The organism is Gemella sp. 27098_8_155 (assembly GCF_041433725.1).
GTDB classification, from domain to species: Bacteria; Bacillota; Bacilli; order Staphylococcales; family Gemellaceae; genus Gemella; species Gemella haemolysans_D.
Window position 1 is genome coordinate 22105 of record NZ_JAPWCA010000006.1, and the last position, 21375, is coordinate 43479.

Annotated in this window: 19 protein-coding genes; 5 read left to right on the forward strand and 14 right to left on the reverse strand. The window is 31.3% G+C overall.

Features of this window, described 5'->3' with window-relative positions:
- The first annotated feature begins 453 nt into the window (after positions 1 to 453).
- Positions 454 to 1383: an Abi family protein gene (locus O5Y44_RS04000; protein ID WP_316447234.1), complete on the forward strand. Its 930-nt coding sequence runs from the start codon at positions 454 to 456 to the stop codon at positions 1381 to 1383.
- Positions 1384 to 1727: 344 nt separating this feature from the next.
- On the opposite strand, the gene pyrE is transcribed toward O5Y44_RS04000, so the two are convergent.
- The 10 genes from pyrE to O5Y44_RS04050 all read right to left on the reverse strand — a co-directional run bounded on the left by pyrE (position 1728) and on the right by O5Y44_RS04050 (position 13773).
- A complete protein-coding gene (gene pyrE, locus O5Y44_RS04005) occupies positions 1728 to 2342 on the reverse strand; it encodes an orotate phosphoribosyltransferase (RefSeq protein ID WP_316447235.1) in 615 nt (204 codons plus the stop codon).
- A gap of 30 nt (positions 2343 to 2372) precedes the next feature.
- Positions 2373 to 3071 (reverse strand): orotidine-5'-phosphate decarboxylase, encoded by a 699-nt coding sequence (pyrF, locus tag O5Y44_RS04010; protein ID WP_316447236.1) that lies wholly within the window; start codon positions 3069 to 3071, stop codon positions 2373 to 2375.
- Between the two features lie 14 nt (positions 3072 to 3085).
- Positions 3086 to 4000 (reverse strand): dihydroorotate dehydrogenase, encoded by a 915-nt coding sequence (locus O5Y44_RS04015; RefSeq protein WP_371465577.1) that lies wholly within the window; start codon positions 3998 to 4000, stop codon positions 3086 to 3088.
- Between the two features lie 9 nt (positions 4001 to 4009).
- Positions 4010 to 4774, reverse strand: a complete 765-nt coding sequence (locus O5Y44_RS04020) for a dihydroorotate dehydrogenase electron transfer subunit (RefSeq protein WP_003146937.1) — start codon at positions 4772 to 4774, stop codon at positions 4010 to 4012.
- Between the two features lie 60 nt (positions 4775 to 4834).
- The gene (carB, locus tag O5Y44_RS04025) at positions 4835 to 8011 is read right to left on the reverse strand and encodes a carbamoyl-phosphate synthase large subunit (protein ID WP_316447237.1); all 3177 of its coding nucleotides are present in this window, start codon (positions 8009 to 8011) and stop codon (positions 4835 to 4837) included.
- A 52-nt stretch (positions 8012 to 8063) separates the two neighbouring features.
- Positions 8064 to 9152, reverse strand: a complete 1089-nt coding sequence (gene carA / locus O5Y44_RS04030; RefSeq protein WP_003144720.1) for a glutamine-hydrolyzing carbamoyl-phosphate synthase small subunit — start codon at positions 9150 to 9152, stop codon at positions 8064 to 8066.
- 31 nt (positions 9153 to 9183) lie between these two features.
- Positions 9184 to 10464 (reverse strand): dihydroorotase, encoded by a 1281-nt coding sequence (locus tag O5Y44_RS04035; protein WP_316447238.1) that lies wholly within the window; start codon positions 10462 to 10464, stop codon positions 9184 to 9186.
- Positions 10465 to 10477: 13 nt separating this feature from the next.
- Positions 10478 to 11359, reverse strand: a complete 882-nt coding sequence (locus O5Y44_RS04040) for an aspartate carbamoyltransferase catalytic subunit (protein ID WP_316447239.1) — start codon at positions 11357 to 11359, stop codon at positions 10478 to 10480.
- 194 nt (positions 11360 to 11553) lie between these two features.
- Positions 11554 to 12078: a bifunctional pyr operon transcriptional regulator/uracil phosphoribosyltransferase PyrR gene (gene pyrR / locus O5Y44_RS04045; protein ID WP_048802527.1), complete on the reverse strand. Its 525-nt coding sequence runs from the start codon at positions 12076 to 12078 to the stop codon at positions 11554 to 11556.
- Positions 12079 to 12417: 339 nt separating this feature from the next.
- Positions 12418 to 13773, reverse strand: a complete 1356-nt coding sequence (locus O5Y44_RS04050) for an ATP-binding cassette domain-containing protein (protein ID WP_371465578.1) — start codon at positions 13771 to 13773, stop codon at positions 12418 to 12420.
- A gap of 206 nt (positions 13774 to 13979) precedes the next feature.
- On the opposite strand from O5Y44_RS04050, the gene O5Y44_RS04055 reads away from it, so the two are divergent.
- Positions 13980 to 15137 carry a M20 metallopeptidase family protein gene (locus O5Y44_RS04055; protein WP_371465579.1) on the forward strand — a complete coding sequence of 386 codons (1158 nt, stop codon included), beginning with the start codon at positions 13980 to 13982 and terminating at the stop codon, positions 15135 to 15137.
- A 2-nt stretch (positions 15138 to 15139) separates the two neighbouring features.
- Positions 15140 to 15421 carry a peptidase dimerization domain-containing protein gene (locus O5Y44_RS04060; RefSeq protein WP_371465580.1) on the forward strand — a complete coding sequence of 94 codons (282 nt, stop codon included), beginning with the start codon at positions 15140 to 15142 and terminating at the stop codon, positions 15419 to 15421.
- A gap of 73 nt (positions 15422 to 15494) precedes the next feature.
- On the opposite strand, the gene O5Y44_RS04065 is transcribed toward O5Y44_RS04060, so the two are convergent.
- Genes O5Y44_RS04065 through O5Y44_RS04075 form a run of 3 tightly spaced genes read right to left on the reverse strand, consistent with a single transcriptional unit; the run spans position 15495 to position 17678 of the window.
- On the reverse strand, positions 15495 to 16079 hold the full coding sequence (locus O5Y44_RS04065) for a uracil-DNA glycosylase family protein (protein WP_371465582.1): 585 nt from the start codon (positions 16077 to 16079) through the stop codon (positions 15495 to 15497).
- Between the two features lie 16 nt (positions 16080 to 16095).
- Complete coding sequence (gene rlmD / locus O5Y44_RS04070) at positions 16096 to 17466, reverse strand: 23S rRNA (uracil(1939)-C(5))-methyltransferase RlmD (RefSeq protein WP_371465583.1); 1371 nt, start codon at positions 17464 to 17466, stop codon at positions 16096 to 16098.
- A gap of 56 nt (positions 17467 to 17522) precedes the next feature.
- Complete coding sequence (locus O5Y44_RS04075) at positions 17523 to 17678, reverse strand: SE1561 family protein (RefSeq protein ID WP_003144715.1); 156 nt, start codon at positions 17676 to 17678, stop codon at positions 17523 to 17525.
- Between the two features lie 244 nt (positions 17679 to 17922).
- Here O5Y44_RS04075 and cls point away from each other — a divergent pair, with 244 nt between their 5' ends.
- Both cls and O5Y44_RS04085 read left to right on the forward strand, forming a co-directional pair.
- Positions 17923 to 19440 carry a cardiolipin synthase gene (cls, locus tag O5Y44_RS04080; protein ID WP_271964878.1) on the forward strand — a complete coding sequence of 506 codons (1518 nt, stop codon included), beginning with the start codon at positions 17923 to 17925 and terminating at the stop codon, positions 19438 to 19440.
- A gap of 62 nt (positions 19441 to 19502) precedes the next feature.
- On the forward strand, positions 19503 to 20441 hold the full coding sequence (locus O5Y44_RS04085; RefSeq protein WP_271964879.1) for a foldase protein PrsA: 939 nt from the start codon (positions 19503 to 19505) through the stop codon (positions 20439 to 20441).
- Between the two features lie 131 nt (positions 20442 to 20572).
- Here O5Y44_RS04085 and pflA read toward each other — a convergent pair whose 3' ends face one another.
- Positions 20573 to 21370, reverse strand: a complete 798-nt coding sequence (pflA, locus tag O5Y44_RS04090) for a pyruvate formate-lyase-activating protein (protein WP_371465585.1) — start codon at positions 21368 to 21370, stop codon at positions 20573 to 20575.
- Positions 21371 to 21375: the final 5 nt, after the last annotated feature.

Consider the following 21375-nt stretch of genomic DNA (forward strand, 5'->3'; position numbering starts at 1 on the left):
AGAGTCACACTTAAAAACTAGACACTATACTAAAAAATATAATATAATAAACATAACTAGAAAGAGTTTTAATCAGAATGAAACTGACCAAAAAGTCCTAAAATTTAACAAAGTTCATACTCATAGACGCAGTGGTTTATTGATATCTAAATTCGCTTTAGAAAAAACTTTTTATATATCTAATGAACTGTGCGGGGTTGACTCTACAAAATCTTGTTTCTCCAAAATCACGATTTTTGAATCACTTCCATGCTATTCCATATCAAAGTGTGTCAAGAAAATATGGAAACTGTCTTTAAATTATCAATAAAAATAGCTTGAAAATATTAACAAAAAATGCTAGAATGTAAATAAGGTATAGCACTAGAATGTACTGCGGACTTCTAGTAGCGTAAGCACGGTTTACATTTATTTGTAAGCCGTGTTTTATTTTATATGAAAGAGGTGAGAAATATGGGAAAACCTTTTAGAACAATAGATCAACAAATTGACTTATTAGAAAAAAGAAATTTAAAATTTAAAGATAAAGAAAAAGCAAGAGAAATATTATTAAAAAATAATTATTATAACCTTATTAATAATTACAGTAAATTTATGATAAATAGTTTTAATAGCTATGAAGATAATACTTATTTTGAAAATATCCTTATGGTACAAAATCTAGATAGAGAACTAAAGAAAATATTATTTGAATATCTTACTGAAATAGAAAGTATATTTAAGGCTATGTTAATTTATGAATATTGTAACAAGTATCAAGAAGAATATGCATTTTTAAATGTAAGGAACTATGATAAGAAAAACTTATCTTCTGCATTTAGTGTAATTAGTACATACACAAATATAATTAATTTTTACAGTAATGATAAAAAAGCTAATGCTATCAAACATTATATAAATAACCACAATGATGTTCCTTTATGGGTATTATCTAGCTTTTTAACTTTAGGACAAAGTATATATTTTTATAATACACTAACTCCTACATTGAAATATAGAATAGTGAGAAATCATATAAATAAAAACTTATCTTCTAAGGATAAAATTATTAGATTAGATGTAGCTGTATTTTCATCTATACTTGAAAACATTAGACAAATTAGAAATGTAGTAGCTCATAACAATAGATTAATTAATTTCAAATGTAAAAATAACATAAAATACATTAATGAATTACATAATCAAGACAAAAGAAAATCTAGACAAACAGTATATAGTACAATTTTAACTTTTAAATGTTTTTTTAACATTATCGAATACACTAACTTAAAAGATCGATTAGTTTTACTGATAGAAAACTTTTATAACAGTATGGATAATAAAAATCATGCTACTAAGGTATTGGATTCGTTAGGTTTCCCCAGTGAATTGTATTTAAAATAGGAAAACACTAAGAAGATAATTAGCAGTACTTAAAATTATATAAAATACTTGGATAAATAGTTGTTGTACTAAAAAATATAGTAGCGTGAGGTTACACAAACATTACTATATCAATGTTTCATACCCTCACTTGAAATCACAAATTGTTTGAATCTCTTTAAAAAATTTTAATTTCTGATGGAAATAAATTGTATTAACCTTCCTATATTTCTAAATCAATCGTACTTGACAAAGAGCCAATATTAAAAGATGTAACCTAAAACTTTCCTCTAAGCTACATCTTTATTATTACTTTATATACTTTATTTCCTTGAAACTAATCTCAATCCGATAAAGAACTTTTATTATAAATTATTTCTCCACTCAAGAAGTTTTTCTACATCTTCTTGTTTGATATAATCACTTGCAACCGCTTCTTCAATTAAGTAGTTATAGTTAGTTAATGTGTGATACTCTACTTTATCTGCTGCAAAGGCATCTTGTGCTTTTTTAAGTTCATAACTAAATATTGCCACAACACCTAGAACTACTGCACCAGCTTCTTCTAACGCTTTAGCTACTTTTAATGAAGATAATCCAGTTGAGATTAAGTCTTCAATAATAACAACTTTTTGCCCTTCTAGTAATCTTCCTTCGATTTGATTTGTTTTCCCGTGTTTTTTAGCTGAATCTCTCACGTAAATCATAGGTAAATCTAATACTTCACTTACCCATGCAGCGTGAGGAATACCTGCTGTTGCAGTACCTGCAACTACTTCTACTTCTGGGAATTTAGCTTTAATTACTTCACTCATTCCTACAGCTATTTCACGACGAATCACAGGGTATGACATTGTAATTCTGTTATCACAGTAAATTGGTGATTTAATTCCAGATGTCCAAGTGAAATAATCGTTTGGTCTTAATGCCACTGCTTCAATATCTAATAAGTGTTTTGCTATTTTTCTTTCTAATGCCATGTTCTTCTCCTTTATGTTATCTGTATATTTTTATTTTACGAATTGACTTTTTATTAGTTTATAAACTTCAAGTGGATTTTCTGATTTAGTAATAGAACGCCCAACCACGATGTGTGTACTTCCTTCTTCGTTAGCAACAGCTGGAGTTGCTACACGTTTTTGATCTCCTACTTCATCTGTTTCTAATCTTATTCCTGGAGTTACTTTTAAGAAGTCATCACCACAGTTTTCTCTAATTAATCTTGCTTCCCAAACCGATGAAACTACTCCATCAAGTCCTGCTTTTTTAGCTAGTTTAGCATAATTAATTACACTCTCTTCTAGAGATACAGATATTAACTGCTCTTCTTTCATCGCTTCTTCTGATGTCGAAGTTAATTGTGTTATAGCTATTACATTAGTATCTACACTACCACCTTCAACCATTCCTCGTTTTGCTGCTTTTAGCATCTCATAGCCTCCTGCAGCATGTACAGTAAGAATATCAACTTTGAATTTCGCTAATCCTTTTGTCGCACCATAAACTGTATTAGGAATATCATGTAGTTTAAGATCTAAGAATATCTTGTGTCCTAATTCTTTAATTTTTTCAATAACAACAGGTCCATTTTGTAGGTATAATTCCATCCCTACTTTTACAAATAATTTTTCTTCACCAAATTTTTCTAAAAAACTTAATGTATCTTCCAAAGTTGGAAAATCTAACGCTATTATTACATCTTTATTCATAATATTTCTCCTTTTTATTTATATGCACGACCACAAAGTTCTAGTATATGTTCAACTCCTAGTTCATCAAGCGCCGCTTCTAATTTATCGATAATTTTTGGACAAGCATATGGATCTGCAAAGTTCGCTGTACCTACTGCTACCGCACTCGCTCCAGCAGAGATAAAGTCGATAACATCCCACTCATCCATAATTCCTCCCATACCTATAATAGGAATGTTTACAGCTTGGCTCACCTGGTAAACCATTCTTATAGCTACAGGTTTCACCGCAGGTCCAGAAAGTCCTCCAGTTACATTCGCTATAATTGGTTTTCCAGTCTTTTTATCTAGCCTTACACCTACTAAAGTATTTATCATTGTAATACCATCAGCTCCACCTTCTTCTACAGCTTTTGCCATGGCTACAATATCGGTGACATTAGGTGAAAGTTTCACATAAACAGGTACACTAGATACTTCTTTAACTTTTCTAGTTAAATTTTTCGCTGTTTCTGGATCCGTTCCAAATTGAATCCCACCATGTTTTACATTAGGACAAGATATATTTAACTCTAATGCATGAACATTCGGTGCTTTACTTATATGCTCTGCTACATAGACATAATCATCTATTTCACTTCCCGCAACATTAGCAATAATAGGAACATCATATTTTTCTAATTCTTTTAATTTAGTTTCTAATATCTCATGAACCCCAGGATTTTGTAGACCTATTGCATTCAACATTCCACTAGAAGTTTCAGCGACACGTGGTGTAGGATTTCCAAAACGCGGTTCTTTAGTGGCTGCCTTAATCATGATTGCGCCAAGTTTACTTAGATCATAAAAGTTAGCATATTCTAAACCAAATGCAAAGCATCCTGATGCTGGCATTACAGGATTTTTTAAATCTAATCCTGGTAATTTTACTCGTAATCTTTCGCTCATAAATTCCTCCTATAATGCTATTTCTTTCGAATCATAAACAGGTCCATCGTAACATACACGTGAGATCGAACCATCGATTTTTTCACAAACACATGCATAACATGCTCCAACTCCACAGGCCATTCTTTCTTCTAAAGAAATATATCCCATCTTTTCTTCATCCATCTTAGTTAATGCTTTTAACATAGCAAATGGACCACAACTATAATACTTATCATAGTCAACTTCATAATTTTTTATAACATCAGTAACAAAACCTTTTTCTCCATAACTTCCATCAGCTGTAGCAACATAAGTTGTACCAAGCTCTGCAAATTTTTCTTCATAAAACACATCTTTCACATTATTAAAACCTAAAATATGTACAGTGTTTACCCCTTGTTTTCTAAATTGCTTTGCTAATTCATATAATGGTGGAACTCCAATTCCTCCACCTACTAGCAAAGCAGTTTGCCCTTTTTCTAGCGTATAAACATCATATCCTTTTCCTAATGGTCCTAATACGTCTACTAAATTACCTGCTTCTAATTCTGAGATCTTTTTAGTACCTGCTCCATCTGCTCTGTAGACCATCACAAATGTATTTTTTTCTTTATTAATTTCACAAATTGAAATTGGTCTTCTTAATAAAAACTCATAGCTGTTACTTACTTTAATATTTACGAATTGTCCTGGTGTATTCATTTCTTTAACTACATCTCCTTGTAGTTCAATTCTAAATATTTTATCTGCTACTTGTTCATTACTGATTACTGTTGCTAAATAAGTATCCATCCAAATGCTCCTTCTGTAAGAAGAAGGGAAAAAATTTCCCCTTCTTCATCATTTTTTATTTTATAGTGGTAATATATCAAATGAGATTGATTCTAAAACTTTTAGTAGCGCATCTGCTGTATCTAATGATGTTAAACATACAACCTCTTGTTCACTCGCTACACGGCGAATCTTGAATCCGTCTTTTGTTACATCTTTATCTTTTGAAGTAGTATTTACTACTACATCCACATCTCCATTATATATAGCATCAAGTACACTGTAATCACTTTGATTAATTTTTCCTACTGGAGTAACTCTTAATCCGTGTTCATCTAAGTACTTAGCTGTTCCTTCTGTAGCTAATAGGTTGTATCCTAAGCCGAAGAAACGTTTTGCTATATTTAATGCTTCTTCTTTATCATCATCACTAATTGTGAATAAGATATTTCCTTGATCACTTACCTTGATTCCTGCTGCAAGTAGTCCTTTGTAAAGTGATTTTTCTAGAGTTCTATCACTTCCCATTACTTCTCCAGTTGATTTCATCTCAGGTCCAAGAGTAGTATCTACGTCTTTTAGTTTTTGGAAACTAAATACCGGTACTTTAGTGTACACATTCTCTGCTTCTGGTAATAGCCCAGTTTCATATCCTTTAGATTTTAGCGTTTCTCCAATGATAGCTCCAGCAGCAAGTTTCGCCATTGGTACTCCTGTTATTTTACTTAAGAATGGTACAGTTCTTGAGCTTCGTGGGTTAACTTCTAGTACGAATACTTCCCCTTTACTGATTACATATTGAATATTTAATAGTCCAACGATGTTTAATCCTTTTGCTAATTTAATTGTATATTCTATTAACTTAGCTTTTTCACCTTCTGTTAATGTTTGAGGTGGATATACTGCTATAGAATCCCCAGAGTGAACCCCAGCTCTTTCGATATGCTCCATAATACCTGGAATAATTACTGTTTCACCATCACTAATAGCATCTACTTCTATCTCACGACCAACTAAATATCTATCAGTTAGTACTGGATGTTCTGGTGTAAGTTTTACTGCTGTTTTCATATAACGACGTAGTTCCGCTTCTTCGTACACTATTTCCATAGCTCGTCCACCAAGTACGTATGATGGTCTTACTAATACAGGATATCCGATTTCTTCAGCATTCTTAACTGCTGTTTCTACATCAAAAGCAGTTTTCCCAAGTGGTTGTGGAATATCTAATTTATGTAATAATTCTTCAAATTTATCTCTATCTTCTGCATTATCGATTTCTTCTAAAGCTGTACCTAGAATTTTCACGCCGTGTTTTTCTAATTTAGCCGCTAGGTTAATCGCTGTTTGTCCACCGAATTGAACTACTACACCAAGTGGTTTTTCATGATTAATTATCGCCATTACATCTTCTTCAGTAAGTGGCTCGAAGTACAGTTTATCAGAGATTGTAAAGTCTGTAGAAACTGTTTCTGGGTTGTTATTAACAATAATTGCTTCGTAACCAGCATCTTTAATCGCCATTACCGCGTGTACTGTTGCGTAGTCGAACTCTACACCTTGTCCGATTCGGATAGGACCAGATCCTAGTACAACAATTTTTTTCTTATCGCTAACGATTGATTCTTCCTCTTGTTCATAACTTGAGTAGAAGTATGGTGTTTCTGAAACAAACTCAGCTGCACATGTATCAACCATTTTGAATACTGGAGTTATTTTATTTTCTTGACGAAGGTTGTAGATATCATCTTCTGTCACTCCCCATCTGTGGGCAATTACCTTATCAGAGAATCCGTATTTTTTAGCATATTCTAGTAAATCTACATTTCCAACATTGTCTTTTAATTCATGCTCAATATCGATGATATTTTGCATTTTTTCTAAGAAGAACATATCAATTTTTGTAATATCGTGAATATCTTTTGTGCTTTGTCCACGTCTTAAAGCTTCTCCGATAAAGAATAATCTTTCATCTCCAGCTTGTTTAATCTTGTCAATAATTTCTTCTAATGTAAAATCATCCCCGTTTGGTAGCCCAAGGTGGTGCACCCCATATTCTAGTGAACGAATAGCTTTTAGTAAACTTTCTTCATAAGTTCTACCCATCGCCATTACTTCACCGGTAGCTTTCATTTGTGTTCCTAGTTTTCTATCCGCATTTTCAAATTTATCAAATGGGAAACGTGGAATTTTACTTACTACGTAGTCAAGTGTCGGTTCGAAACAAGCATATGAGTTTTGTGTAACTGGGTTTATAATTTCATCAAGTGTTAAACCTACAGCAATTTTCGCTGCAATTTTCGCGATTGGATATCCTGTTGCTTTTGAAGCTAGAGCTGATGAACGTGATACCCTTGGGTTAACTTCGATAATATAGTATTTGAATGAATTTGGATCCAGTGCAAGTTGTACGTTACATCCACCTTCAATTTTTAAAGCTCTAATAATTTTTAATGATACATTACGTAGCATGTGGTACTCTCTGTCTGTTAATGTTTGAGAAGGTGCTACTACTACTGAATCCCCTGTGTGAATTCCTACAGGATCAATGTTTTCCATGTTACATACAACAATTGCTGTATCGTTAGAGTCACGCATTACTTCGTATTCAATTTCTTTAAATCCTGCGATAGATTTTTCTAATAAACATTGAGTAACTGGTGAATAGTGTAATCCACTACTTACTATTTCTTCTAAATCTTTCTCATCGTAACAGATACCTCCACCTGTTCCTCCCATCGTGAAGGCAGGACGAACAATTACTGGATATCCTATTTCAGCAACGAATTCTCTCGCTTCATCTAAAGTTGTAATTATCGCTGATTCTGGAACTGGTTCATTAAGTTCATTCATAAGATCACGGAATAATTCTCTATCCTCTGCTTGTTCGATTGAACTTAATTTCGTTCCTAGTAATTCAACTCCGTATTTATCTAAGATTCCACTTTTGTGCAGCTCTACCGCAAGGTTAAGCCCCACTTGTCCTCCTAATGTTGGAAGTAATGCATCAGGTCTTTCTTTTCTGATAATTTTACTTACAAACTCAAGAGTTAAAGGTTCCATATAAACTTTATCTGCAATTTCTTTATCAGTCATTATTGTCGCTGGGTTAGAGTTAACTAAGATAACTTCATACCCTTCTTCTCTTAAAGACAGACACGCTTGAGTCCCAGCATAGTCAAACTCTGCTGCTTGACCTATTGTAATTGGTCCAGATCCTATTACTAGTATTGTTTTTATATCATTACGTTTTGGCATTTTTATTCTCCTTAATTTTGCATCGATACTCTATAATTTCTCAGGTTATTTCCTATTTATTTTCTTTAAATTCTCTCATATAATCTATAAACTGATCGAATAAGTAGTTAGGATCGTGTGGTCCTGGTGATGCTTCTGGATGATATTGTACTGAAAATACTGGGTATTTTTTATGACGTACTCCTTCACATGTTTTATCATTCACTGATAAGTGTGTAAGCTCTAAATCTGTATCTTTTAATGATTCGATATCTACACTGAAACCATGGTTTTGTGAAGTAATATCAACTTTTCCAGTTATTAAGTTTTTAACTGGGTGGTTAGCTCCACGGTGTCCGAATTTAAGTTTATATGTTTTCGCTCCAGATGCTAGTGCAATAAGTTGGTGCCCCATACAAATTCCAAAAACTGGGATTTTCGGCATAACTTCTTTAAGCATCTCGATTGTTTCTGGCACATCTTCTGGATCCCCAGGTCCATTACTTAACATAATTCCATCTGGATTAAGTCTGAAGATTTCCGCAGCAGTTACATTATGAGGTACTACAACGATGTCACAATTACGTTCATTAAGTTCTCTTAGTATCCCTGATTTCATACCAAAGTCCACTAGTACTACTCTATATCCATTTCCTGAAGATAAGAAAGCTTTTTGCGTTGAAACTTGTTCAATTTGGTTCGTTGGTAAATCAGTTTTTCTAAGATTTTCTAATTGTTCTTCTGGATCCATACAAAGGTCTGTGATTATTCCTTTGATTGTACCGTGTTCTCTTATTTTTCTTGTTAAACTACGTGTATCGATTCCTGAAATTCCTGGAATGTTAAGTTCTTTTAACACTTCATCTAAACTGTATTCCGTTCTAAAGTTAGAAGGTTTTTTACAAACTTCCCTAACGATAAGCCCTTTAATACTTGGATTAATTGTCTCAAAGTCATCTCTATTGATTCCGTAGTTTCCGATTAATGGATAAGTAAATGTTACTATTTGTCCATTGTATGATGGATCTGATAGTGTTTCTTGATATCCAGTCATACCTGTGTTAAATACTACCTCTCCTGCTAGTGCTTTGTTAGCACCGAATCCATATCCTTTATATACTGTTCCATCTTCTAAAATTAGTTGTCTATCGTAACTGTACATCTTTGTTCTCTCTTTCTAAGTTTTTTATTTTTTAAACTTCAAATACTTCACTATCTTTGTATGCAACTTGACCTTCGCATAATGTTAGTACTGGGATTCCATAAATTTCTTCTCCTACGTACGGTGTGTTTCTACCTTTAGATAAGAATTTTTCTGGATCAATTTTCAGTGATTTTTCTAAGTCAATTACTACTAAGTCTGCATAACCACCTTCTTCTAAACGTCCATATGGTAAGTCGAAAGTATCTGCAACTTTTTCCGTCATTAACTTAACTAGTAAATCTAGTGAGAATACTCCAGTTTTTACAAACTTCGTATAAAGTTGACTGAATGCTGTTTCACTTCCTACAATTCCAAATGCAGCTTTTCTCATTGATAAGTCTTTCTCATGAGTAGCATGTGGAGCGTGGTCTGTTGCTATTACATCGATTGTTCCATCTAATAAACCAGCGATAAGAGCATTTCTATCTTCACGTGCTCTTAGCGGTGGATTCATTTTCCACATTCCGTTATCTTCTGGGATATCCATTTCATCACTTATTAGGTGGTGAGGACACACTTCACAAGTTACTTTAATTCCTGCTGCCTTCGCTTCTCTTACTACCCTTACTGATTCTTTAGTAGATACGTGACAAACGTGGTAGTGACATCCTGCTGCTTCAGCTAAAAGAACATCACGTGCAATCTGAACACTTTCACATACTGAAGGAATTCCTGGTAAGTCTAATTCACGACTTCTACGTCCACAGTGCATGCATCCTCCGCGGATTAATGAGTTATCTTCACAGTGAGCTACGATTGCTTTATTTAATTTAGCAGCAACCATCATAGATTCATACATCATGTTAGCATCTTGTACTCCTCTACCGTCATCACTAAAGGCAAACACATGCTCAGCTAATTCTTCGAAATCAGCATATTCTTTTCCTTCTTCACCTTTTGTTATAGCTCCAAATGGTATTGCTCTAATTACTGAATCACGTTCGATAATATCTAATTGTAATTTTAGGTTCTCATAGTTATCTGGTACTGGATTTAAGTTCGGCATTGGCATTGCTGTAGTAAATCCACCACGAGCTGCTGCTCTTGAAGCATGATAAATGTTTTCTTTGTATTCAAACCCTGGCTCTCTCCAGTGTACGTGAACATCTATAAATCCTGGTGAAACGAATTTCCCTTCTAAGTCTAATACCCTAGCTCCACTCTCTTCGATATTCTCAGATATTTTTACGATTTTTTTATCTTCAACTAAAATATCTCTTTCTACTAATACACCATTTTCTAAAATTTTACCGTTTTTTAAAAGTAACATATACTTCTCCTCTTTATAAATTATTATCTTTAATTATTTTTTCTATCATTGCCTGTCTCATGAACATCCCATTTTTCATCTGTTCAAAGATTACTGATTTAGGTGCTTCAACTAGTTCCGAAGCTATTTCCATATCTCTATTAACAGGTGCCGGATGCATCACTATTGCTGATTCTTTTAATCTTTCATAGCGCTCTTTAGTTAATCCAAAGTTATTATGATATTCATCTTTACTTAGTCCCATCTTAGAGTCATGTCTTTCATGTTGAACTCTTAGCAACATACAAACATCAACTTCTCCAACTACTTTATCAAAGTCTACTACTTCTCCAAGTGTATCATCCTTGAAAATATCAGGACAAACAAATCTTACTCTCGCGCCTAATCTAGTAAGCATGTTGTAGTTACTTCTTGCCACTCGAGAATTTTTAATATCTCCAGCAATAATAACATTAAGATTTTCGAACGTTCCGAATTTCTCATACATTGTCATTAAGTCAAGTAAACATTGGCTTGGATGTTCTCCACTTCCATCTCCTCCACTTAAAATCGGAATATTTAAATTAGTCAGTTCATTATAGTAAGCGTCTTGACCATGTCTAATAACCAACATGTTACAACCTAACATTTCTAACGTTTTACAAGTATCGTATAAAGTTTCACCTTTATTTACTGACGAAGTTGAAGCCTCGAAGTTTATAACATTTAATCTATGTTTGTGTTCAGCTACCTCAAAACTATGTTTTGTTCTAGTTGAGTTTTCAAAAAATAGGTTCGCTACATATAGATCTTCTCTTGGTTCTACCTGCTTACCATTTTTCAACTCTAAAGCTCTTTCTATCAGCTGATAAACTTCTTCATTTGTTAAGTCTGACATTTTTACTATATTTCTCATAGTGCTTCCTCCATTTTGTATAAAAAAATACCTTGTATCCATTTGGCTACAAGGTATGACTGTTCATCAACTATTAAATTCAAGTTATTATCTGGGCATAGTTATACCTAAATATAGCTATCCTCAAATAAAGTATAAACTTTAAATTCAATCCCTTGTTAGCCTCTCTGGACTACCTTAAAAAGATTTTATATTTAAATTAATAATATTTCTTCAACATCATCTACTTCATTTAAATGAACTTGTACATTTTCTTTTCTTGAAGTAGGAATATTTTTTCCAATATGATCTGCTCTAATTGGCAGTTCTCTATGTCCCCTATCTACAAGAATCGCAAGTCGAATTGCTTTTGGACGACTAGCATCCATAATAGCATCTATCGCTGCTCTTACCGTTCTTCCTGTATAAAGAACATCATCTACAATAATTACAACTTTGTTAGTCAAATCAAGTTTAAAACGTGGAACTTTTATTTCAGGTTCGTCACTTATTTTTTCTAAATCATCACGATAAAATTTTATATCAAGTGTTTCTACTGGAATATTAGTATTTTCAATTTCTTTGATTTTTTGTTTTAATCTTTTGGCGATATGAATCCCTCTAGTTTGAATACCTACTAAAACAATATCATCTAATTTGTTTTGTTCGATAATTTCATTCGCAATTCTAGTAATCATTCTAGAAATCATTGTTTCGTCGAAAAGAATTCGTTTTTTCATACTTCACCTCAAAAAAATAGCCTACTCTATTGAGCAGGACAGCATAAATAAACTTGGTTTTCCAATTAATAAATCTTTGCTGACCTCTCTGGATCACATTAAAGATGTGTTATTCAAATTATCAATATTATATACCATAATAAGAGATTTGTCAAATGTATAATGGATTATTGGAGCATTTAAATGTCTCCAATAATCCACTTTTCTTTTTATTCATCCTCATCCTTTTCTTTCCATCTCGCACTAGCAACCACGACTGATACGAAACCTAATATTAAGAATGCAGCTATAATAATTTTTATCATAATTTTTCTCCTAAATATTATATCAACTTCTAATTTACTCAAATTTTAAAACTTCTTTATTCGTAATATTTATAACCTTAGTTGCAACATTATCGATAAATTCCATATCGTGACTCACCATAATTAGTATACCAGGATATTTCTTTAATATCTTCTCTACCGCTTCTATCGCAACAACATCTAAGAAGTTAGTTATCTCATCTAATAACAGTACGTCTGTTTTTCTAAAAAGTAAACTTACAAAATAAAGTTTAACTTTCTCCCCTTTGCTTAAAACTGATATCTTCTTATTGATATCATCTCCTCTAAAATTTAGTAAAGCTAGTATATTCCTAAGTTCTATATCATCTAGTGTAGTAGATTCTTTCACAAATTCAAACAATGTTTTTTCTTCTTTAAAAATATCGAAGTTATTTTGTTCAAAATATGCTACTTGCAAAGAACAAGGAATAGACTCTTTCACATATTTTAGAAAAGTAGTTTTCCCTGAACCATTTTTTCCTTTAATTAAAATCTTATCACCACTAGAAAAAGTAAAACCAGGTGATGACCAGAGAAACTTCCCATCTATTTCACAGCTTTTCGCATCAATACAAAAACTCGTCTTATGAGTTTCCTTAAATATCTCTAAAAATTCAATATCATACTTATCTTTTAACGGCTTAGGTTTAATATTAGCCTGCAACTTATCTTCTTGTCTTGATATTTTTTTCTGTAATCTCTTTTCGTTTTTTGAAATTTTATTTTTTACACTTATAATTCTATAATCTGACCCACTCATGTTCTTTGGCTTTCCAGATTTTTTCCCCTGTTCCTCTTTCATCTCTTGGATGCTTTTCTTTATCTTCTTAGCTTCTTTATTGTACTTTTGTAGTTCAGCTTCATATTCAGAAGTTTTAATTTCTTCTTGAAACTTGTACTCATGATAATTCCCATTAAATTCTCTCACTGTATTATTTTCGATTATCCATAACTTAGTACAAACATTATTTAGAAAATTTCTATCGTGACTTGCTATACAAAAAGTTGCTGGAGTTCTTTTTATAAGATTAGCTATTTTGTTAGCATTATTATAATCTAAGTATGTTGATGGCTCATCAAGTAAATATAGCTCAACATTCGATAATAAGCTACTTCTAATCTTGTTTACAACAACTTCTCCTCCACTTTTTTTAAGAAGAGAATTTTCTCCAAATTCTAAAAATTCTAATGAAATGTTATTTTCATCTTTAAGCAAGTCATCTATATATTTTAACAGAGTTGTCTTTCCTGAACCATTTTTACCTATTAAACCAATAATTTCACCAGTATTTATACTCAGTTTTTCTATTTTAAATAATATTTTCCCTTGTTTTTCAAACTCTATGTTTTTAATATTTAATATTTGCATACATTAACTCCTTTTTAATAATATATCTATTAATCTAATGTATCCATGCTCCCACCCCCGAATTGAGTTTTATTAGTATCTATTTCACTCATATTATATCAAAAATAAAAAATAATTGAAAACATTTTCTTTAACAATTCTCTATTTTTCAAAACATTTATGCTATAATTGTATTTATAATTTATAAAAGTAATCTGGAGGTTTTTATGATTGAAAAAATTATACAAGATGAACTTGAAAAATTTTATCCAGAAATGATTGAACTTCGTCGCTATATGCATATGCATCCTGAAGTTTCATTTAACGAAAAAAATACAGCGAGATTCATTAAAGAATATTTAGAAAAAATTGGTATTACTGATATTAAAACAAAAGTCGGCTTAAATGGTATAGTCGCAAGAATTAAGGGACAAGATTCTTCAAAAACAATCGCTTTTCGAGCAGATTTTGATGCTCTTCCTATAAACGATGCGAAAGATACTCCGTATAAATCTACTATTCCCAACGTAATGCATGCTTGTGGCCATGATGGACATACAACAGTATTACTTGCAACGTGTAAAGTTTTAACGCAGTATCAAGAAGAACTTCCACACGATGTTGTCGCAGTTTTCCAATATGGAGAAGAACAAGCTCCAGGTGGAGCAAAACCAATGATTGATGCTGGTTGCTTACAAGGAGTCGATGCAATATTTGGAGCGCATCTTTGGACACCACTTCCACTTGGAACTTTAGGATATAGTTATAGAGAACTATGTGCAGCTGCAGACAGATTTGAAGTGAAAATTAATACTAAGGAAAATGCAAATATTATTGCTGCTGAATTTGTTAGTATGACTCAACACATAGTTTCACGATTTTCAAAACCAAGGGAAACACTTGTCATTACTTTAGGAAAACTTGAAAGCTCTATTAAAGAAGCAAGTATTACTGGTACGATAAGACATTTCAATAAAGAACTTCATAAAATGGTACTAACTAAGCTTCAGAATTTATGTAAAGCTCTAGAAAATGAATATTCTAGTACCAATATAGAATTTATTTATTATGGTGGATACCCACCTCTTATAAACCACAAAAAAGGAACAATAGAAATAAAAAAAGCAACTTCTAAGATTCTTCCAGATATTAAGCAGATGGAAATTGAACCGCTTATGATTGGAGAAGATTTTGCATATTATGTTGAAGAAGTTCCCGGAGGATTTTTCTTAATTGGTGCAGGGAATTCTACCTTCGCTAAATATCCACATCACCATCAAAATTTTGATTTTGAAGAAGAAGTAATGAAACAAACCGCTTCAATATTCTTAACGCTAGCATTTGATTCCGCTAATGTAATAAAAAATCTTAAGGGGGAACAATAGATATGAATACATATTTAGTTACTATTTACGGTAAAGGCGGACACGGTGCTGAACCTCATGAAGCCATTGATACAACAGTTATTGCTGGTGAATTTATTAGAAAAACTACAAAATACAAAAACATTGAGATTATTTCCGTAAGAAGTGGAGATGCTTTTAATGTAATCTCTGGTAAGGCGGAAATTAATTTAAAAACAGATAATTTAGAACAGTTAAAAACAATACTATCTTCACTGCTTATATATTATGGTGAGCAGACTAGATTTGAAATAATAGAAAATTAAAGAGACTGAGGTAACTCGAAATCATGATTTCATAGAAATCTTCAAGTTACCTCAGTCTTTATTTTTTAATGATTTATTTCTGTAATATTTCCTTCACCCTTTTTTGTAATTCTGGTACTACTTCTTTGATAAACCATGGATTTTTACTATGCCAACGAAAATTCAATGGAGATGGATGAACAATTGGAAAATAACGTGGTAAGTACTGTTTATAATTAAATACAGTTTCCGTTAGATTTTGTTGTTTCTCATTTCCCAAGTAATAATCTTGTGCGTATTTTCCTACAAGAATAATAAGTTCAAGATTAGGCATAAGTTCTAAAACTTTATCATGCCATTTTTTTGCAAAGTTTTTTCTTGGTGGTAAATCACCACTCTTACCTTTACCAGGATAATAGAAATCCATCGGTACTACACCTATTAAACCAGATTTATAAAACATCTCATCATCTATTCCCATCCACTCACGAAGTTTAACTCCACTTTTATCATTGAAGAAAATCTTACTCTCTTGAGCTTTAATACCAGGCGCTTGACCTACGATTAATATTTTTGCTGTACTAGGTGTAGAAAATAAAGGTTCTATTCCTTCATCTGTGTATTTTTTATTATCACTATCTTCCATTATTTCTTTTTTTAATTGTTCAAAACTATCCATATTTTTCCTCTAGAAATTATTTTCTAATTAATTCAACTACTGCTTCAACTGCCGCTGTTCCTGGGAACATGTCTACTGGTTGAATACGTCTAATTTTATATTTTCTTGTTAGAACTTTCAAGTCACGTGCTAATGTAGATGGATTACAGCTCACATAAACAATTTTCTTAGCATCAACTGCTAATAAGTTTTTGGCTAATGGTCCAAGACCTACACGCGGTGGATCTACTATCGCCACATCAAAGTTGATTCCTTTTTTCTTCCAACGTGGAACTATTTTATTAGCATCTCCTGCAACATAAGTACAGTTTGTTAAGTTGTTTAATTTAACATTATCATTAGCATCTTCAATCGCAGCTGGAATAATATCAACTCCGTACACTTCTTTACAATTACGGCTAACATATTGTCCAATTGTTCCAACTCCACAGAAAGCATCTAATACAACATCTGTTTCTTTTAGTGCAGCAAACTCAACTACTTTATCATAAAGTTTTTTTGTTGCCGGTGGATTTAATTGGAAGAATGACTTAGCTGAAAGTTCGTATTTAATATCACCAATTTTTTCAACGATATAATCTGAACCATATAAAGTAACACTTTCTGTTCCCATTACCAGGTGATCTTTGTCATTTGTGATATTTAGTATTATACTTTTAACGATTCTTTCACGCTTAAGTTCATTAACGACCTTATCCATGTTCTTAATCTTATCAGTATTAGCAACGAAGGTTACTTGAACATCCCCATTATAAAATGAAGTTCTTGTTGCAATATATTTCACACCGTAATTCTTTTTATTTGTAGAAATCTCTACTTTATATTTTCCTAGTAACTTCTTAGCTAGGTTTGTTATTTTATTACCATTCTCATGTAATGCTAAATCTTCATTAATTTCAACTAAATCGTTAGAACCTTCTTTATATAACCCTGCAATAACTCGCCCATTTCTAACAGCTAGTGGAAATTGATTTTTATTACGATACCCTTCTGTTACAGGACTCGCTAATGTTTTTAATACTAACTTGTCAGGTTTTGGTAGTCTGTAGTATTTATCAAAAGCATCTAACAAAATTGTACGTTTATATTCAAGTTGTTTTTCATAGCTAACATGAGCTAAACCATAAGCTCCACTCTCAGCATATTCTCTTTTGATTTCTACTCTATGCGGACTAGGTTCTTTTACTTTAACAAGTTTACCAATAATATATTTTGGTGTTTCCTCAACTATTTCACAAACTATAACTTCGTCAGGTAGTGCACCTTTTACGAAAGTAATTTTCTTTTTATAATATCCTATCCCCTCACCATTAATTCCTATTTTCTTAATTGTAAGTAAGACGTTTAGTTTTTTACCGTTTTTATTTTTCATCGTATCCTCATTCATAAAGATAAGCTGAGTAAAAGCAAAACACTCCCACTTCAGCTTATCCAATTCTACTATTATTTTATAGTTTTAATTTCGTTATCTAATTCTTCTACTAATGCAATTAATCTATCAATTTGAGTTAAATCAACTTTTTCAGGTTCAATATTTTCTAACTCGCTTGCAAAATCTTCAAATTTCGTTTTTAATTCTTCTAAAATATTATTAGGCATAACATTCTCCTTTTTTGTTCTCTATTCCATTATAATATAAATTCATAAAAATTCAACTCATATCACAAAAATTAATCAATAATTTTAACTATTACTAATCCGCATACATTCAGAAATAAATAGTCCATCTTATATTAGCGTTAATTATATATTATTAGTAGAAAGAAAAATCACTATTTACGTAAATATTATTAATAGACTTTTAATATATTTTAAGGTACTATTAAATTAGGAGTGGTATATTATGAATTATATTAATTTACAATTATTAAACATTGATATTTCAAGTGTTTTTTACTATATAACTTCTATTTTTAACGATATAAACTTTGATATTGTATTAACTATATTTTTAATAATAAATACTTTATTAGCATTTTCTATTGTTTTTATAGAATATCAGACTACTACGTCTTCTTGGGCATGGATATTAGTTCTATTTCTATTTCCATACCTAGGTTTTGTTCTTTATTTAATATTTGGAAGACCTATATATAGGGAAAAAATCTTTCCTTTTTCAGATGATGAGAAGATAAAATATCAACAAAATCTATTGAAAAGGGAAACTCCTTATGAAATCTCAAAAAATGAACAAGTAATACACAAACATAGAAATCTAATAGAATTAAATTTTGAAACAGATAAATCATTCTTGTCAAAAAATAATAAAATACAAATTATTACAGATGGAAAAGAAAAATTTAGATTATTATTTGAAGATATTAAAAATGCTAAAAGCTATATTCATATTCAATATTATATCTTAAAAAAAGATGGAATCGGTAAACAACTCTTTCACCTACTAGAACAAAAACTTCTAGAAGGTGTAGATGTATATATTCTTTATGATGATATTGGTTCAAGAAAATTAAGTATTTCTTCATTAAGAAAACTTACTAAAAACAATGCAAAAATAAAACAATTCTTTAAATCAAAACTTCCACTGATTAATTTTCGTATGAATTACAGAAATCATAGAAAAATAGTTACAATAGATGGTAATATTGGTTATACTGGTGGATTTAACGTTGGGGATGAATATCTAGGATTAGATAAAAAATTTGGATACTGGCGAGATACACATCTTCGAATTGAAGGAGAAGCTGTAGGATCTTTGGAGTATCGTTTTATAGATGACTGGAATTCACAGTCAACTAAAAAAACAGAACAACTAGAATTAACTTCTGATCATATTTCAACACCTGTTGATAATTATTTACCAATTCAATTAGTTTCTAGTGGCCCTGATAATAAACTTCAAAAAATCAAATATAGCTATCTATATATGATTTCGAGAGCAAAAAAATACATCTATATTCAGTCACCCTACTTCATTCCTGATGAAAGTGTTATGGATGCATTAAAAATGGCAATATTATCCGGAATTGATGTTAGAATTATGGTACCTAATAAACCTGATCATATGTTTGTTTATTGGGCAACATACTCATTTATTGGAGAATTAGCTGAATTAGGTGCGAAAACATATATTTACGAAAATGGATTTATTCATACAAAGATGATTATCATCGATGATGAAGTCTCAAGTTTAGGAAGTGCAAACTTCGATTATAGAAGTTTCAAACTAAACTTTGAACTTAATGCATTTATGTATGACTATAAAACTACAAAAGAATTTAGACATCTTTTCTTAAAAGATATAGAAAAGTCTTCACTAGTTTCTTTTGAAAAATATCAACAAAGAAGTTTACTAATAAGAATTAAAGAAGCCTTTGCAAGGTTGATTTCACCGATTCTTTAGTTGTTTTATATTAAAAAATATGATATATTAATACATATGTACACATAGGAGGACAAAATTTAATGAAGAAATTTAAAAAAGCTATTTTACCTATAGCTCTTAGTATATCAGTTATAGGTTTAGCAGGATGCTCTACTGGAGGAACAAAATATATTTCTAGTAAAGCAGGAGATGTAACAGAAAAAGATATCGTAGAAAGTATTGGGGCTAGTCAACTTTCAAAAACAGCTACTAGTATGATGATTCAAAAAGTACTTTTAGACAAATATAAAAATAAAATCGATCAAAAAACTATCGATGAGCAACTTCAAAAAGCTCAAGAACAATACGGTGGTAAAGATAAATTTGAACAACTTTTAAAACAACAAGGATTCACTCTTGATAAATATAAAGACGGTCTAAAAGTTAAAGCTGCTCAAACATTATTAATTAACGACTACGCTGGAACTAACGATGACAAACTTAAAGAAAGCTATGAAAAAAATAAACACCAATATCACTTAGCTCACATTCTTATAAGTGTTAAAAGTGAATCAAATCCAAATGGATTAAGTGATGAAGAAGCTAAGAAAAAAGCAGAAGAAGTACTTAAAAAACTTAAAGATGGTGGAGATTTTGCTACATTAGCAAAAGAAAATTCTAACGATACTGCTAACGCTTCTAACGGAGGAGACTTAGGATGGTCTTCTAAAGAAGATAATTCATTTGTTAAAGAATTTAAAGATGCAGCATACTCATTAAGTAAAGATAAAATATCAGATGTTGTAAAAACTTCATTTGGATATCACATTATTAAAGTATTAGATGAAAAAGACTCATCATTCGACGAATTAAAACCAGCATTAGCTGAAAAAGCTGCTGAAGAAGCTGTTAAAAAAGATAGCACAATCGTAAGTAAAGCTCTTAAAAAATTATTCGAAGAGTATAATGTTAAATCAAGCAACAGCGATGTTGAAGCATACATTAAATCAATGCTAGAAGGAAATACTTCAGCTCAATAATAAAATTCATAAAGACGACTAATAGCAACTTAGCTTTTAGTCGTCTTTGATTTAAATATAATAAGAGATTAGAGAAATAACTCATGTAAATTATTTTCTAATCTCCTATATTAATTAACTAACATCATCAATTAACTAACATCATCACGAGCACCTAGAATCTCGATAGCATTTTTTATTCTATCTTTTGTAGGTGGATTAATATCATTTAATTCATAATCTATTCCTAGTTCTTTATATTTGAATTTAGCCATATCATGGTAAGGTAATACTTCTACACGCTCAACACCATGTAATGTATCAATATATTCACGTAATTTTTTTAAATAATAATCATCATCTGTCCATTTTGGAACAAGCACGTGTCTAATCCACATTTTAGCTCCATGTTCACTTAAGAAATTAGTAAATTGAATAATATTTTTATTTGTACGTTTAGTTAAACGCATATGGTGTTCATCATCAATATGTTTAATATCAACTAAGAACAAATCAGTTAGAGATATCAATTCTAATACTTTTTCATTCATGCTTGGAGCATTTACATAGAAACCACCGCATGTATCAACACAAGTATTAATACCAATTTTTTTCAATTCTCTAAAAAGCTCTAAAACAAAATCGATTTGTAGTAATGACTCTCCGCCACTTACCGTTACTCCTCCGCCTTCACTAGCTTCAAAGAAATCACGATATTTTACTATCTCTCTTGTTAATTGATCTACTGTCATAACTTTAGCATCAGGATTATGCATTTTCCATGTATCTGGATTATGGCAGTATTTACATCTTAACATACATCCTTGGAAGAATACTACATATCTTATTCCAGGACCGTCTACATTACCAAAAGATTCAACTGAGTGAACATTTGCTGTTAATTCTTTTTTCTCTTCTGCAGAATTCACTTTTACTTTTTCCATTTCCATATGCG

What these genes read in the sequence shown, in the direction of transcription:
- O5Y44_RS04000 (WP_316447234.1), top strand. Translation starts at nt 454, where the DNA reads ATGGGAAAACCTTTTAGAACAATAGATCAACAAATTGACTTATTAGAA.
- pyrE (WP_316447235.1), bottom strand. Translation starts at nt 2,342, where the DNA reads ATGGCATTAGAAAGAAAAATAGCAAAACACTTATTAGATATTGAAGCA.
- pyrF (WP_316447236.1), bottom strand. Translation starts at nt 3,071, where the DNA reads ATGAATAAAGATGTAATAATAGCGTTAGATTTTCCAACTTTGGAAGAT.
- O5Y44_RS04015 (WP_371465577.1), bottom strand. Translation starts at nt 4,000, where the DNA reads ATGAGCGAAAGATTACGAGTAAAATTACCAGGATTAGATTTAAAAAAT.
- O5Y44_RS04020 (WP_003146937.1), bottom strand. Translation starts at nt 4,774, where the DNA reads ATGGATACTTATTTAGCAACAGTAATCAGTAATGAACAAGTAGCAGAT.
- carB (WP_316447237.1), bottom strand. Translation starts at nt 8,011, where the DNA reads ATGCCAAAACGTAATGATATAAAAACAATACTAGTAATAGGATCTGGA.
- carA (WP_003144720.1), bottom strand. Translation starts at nt 9,152, where the DNA reads ATGTACAGTTACGATAGACAACTAATTTTAGAAGATGGAACAGTATAT.
- O5Y44_RS04035 (WP_316447238.1), bottom strand. Translation starts at nt 10,464, where the DNA reads ATGTTACTTTTAAAAAACGGTAAAATTTTAGAAAATGGTGTATTAGTA.
- O5Y44_RS04040 (WP_316447239.1), bottom strand. Translation starts at nt 11,359, where the DNA reads ATGAGAAATATAGTAAAAATGTCAGACTTAACAAATGAAGAAGTTTAT.
- pyrR (WP_048802527.1), bottom strand. Translation starts at nt 12,078, where the DNA reads ATGAAAAAACGAATTCTTTTCGACGAAACAATGATTTCTAGAATGATT.
- O5Y44_RS04050 (WP_371465578.1), bottom strand. Translation starts at nt 13,773, where the DNA reads ATGCAAATATTAAATATTAAAAACATAGAGTTTGAAAAACAAGGGAAA.
- O5Y44_RS04055 (WP_371465579.1), top strand. Translation starts at nt 13,980, where the DNA reads ATGATTGAAAAAATTATACAAGATGAACTTGAAAAATTTTATCCAGAA.
- O5Y44_RS04060 (WP_371465580.1), top strand. Translation starts at nt 15,140, where the DNA reads ATGAATACATATTTAGTTACTATTTACGGTAAAGGCGGACACGGTGCT.
- O5Y44_RS04065 (WP_371465582.1), bottom strand. Translation starts at nt 16,079, where the DNA reads ATGGATAGTTTTGAACAATTAAAAAAAGAAATAATGGAAGATAGTGAT.
- rlmD (WP_371465583.1), bottom strand. Translation starts at nt 17,466, where the DNA reads ATGAATGAGGATACGATGAAAAATAAAAACGGTAAAAAACTAAACGTC.
- O5Y44_RS04075 (WP_003144715.1), bottom strand. Translation starts at nt 17,678, where the DNA reads ATGCCTAATAATATTTTAGAAGAATTAAAAACGAAATTTGAAGATTTT.
- cls (WP_271964878.1), top strand. Translation starts at nt 17,923, where the DNA reads ATGAATTATATTAATTTACAATTATTAAACATTGATATTTCAAGTGTT.
- O5Y44_RS04085 (WP_271964879.1), top strand. Translation starts at nt 19,503, where the DNA reads ATGAAGAAATTTAAAAAAGCTATTTTACCTATAGCTCTTAGTATATCA.
- pflA (WP_371465585.1), bottom strand. Translation starts at nt 21,370, where the DNA reads ATGGAAATGGAAAAAGTAAAAGTGAATTCTGCAGAAGAGAAAAAAGAA.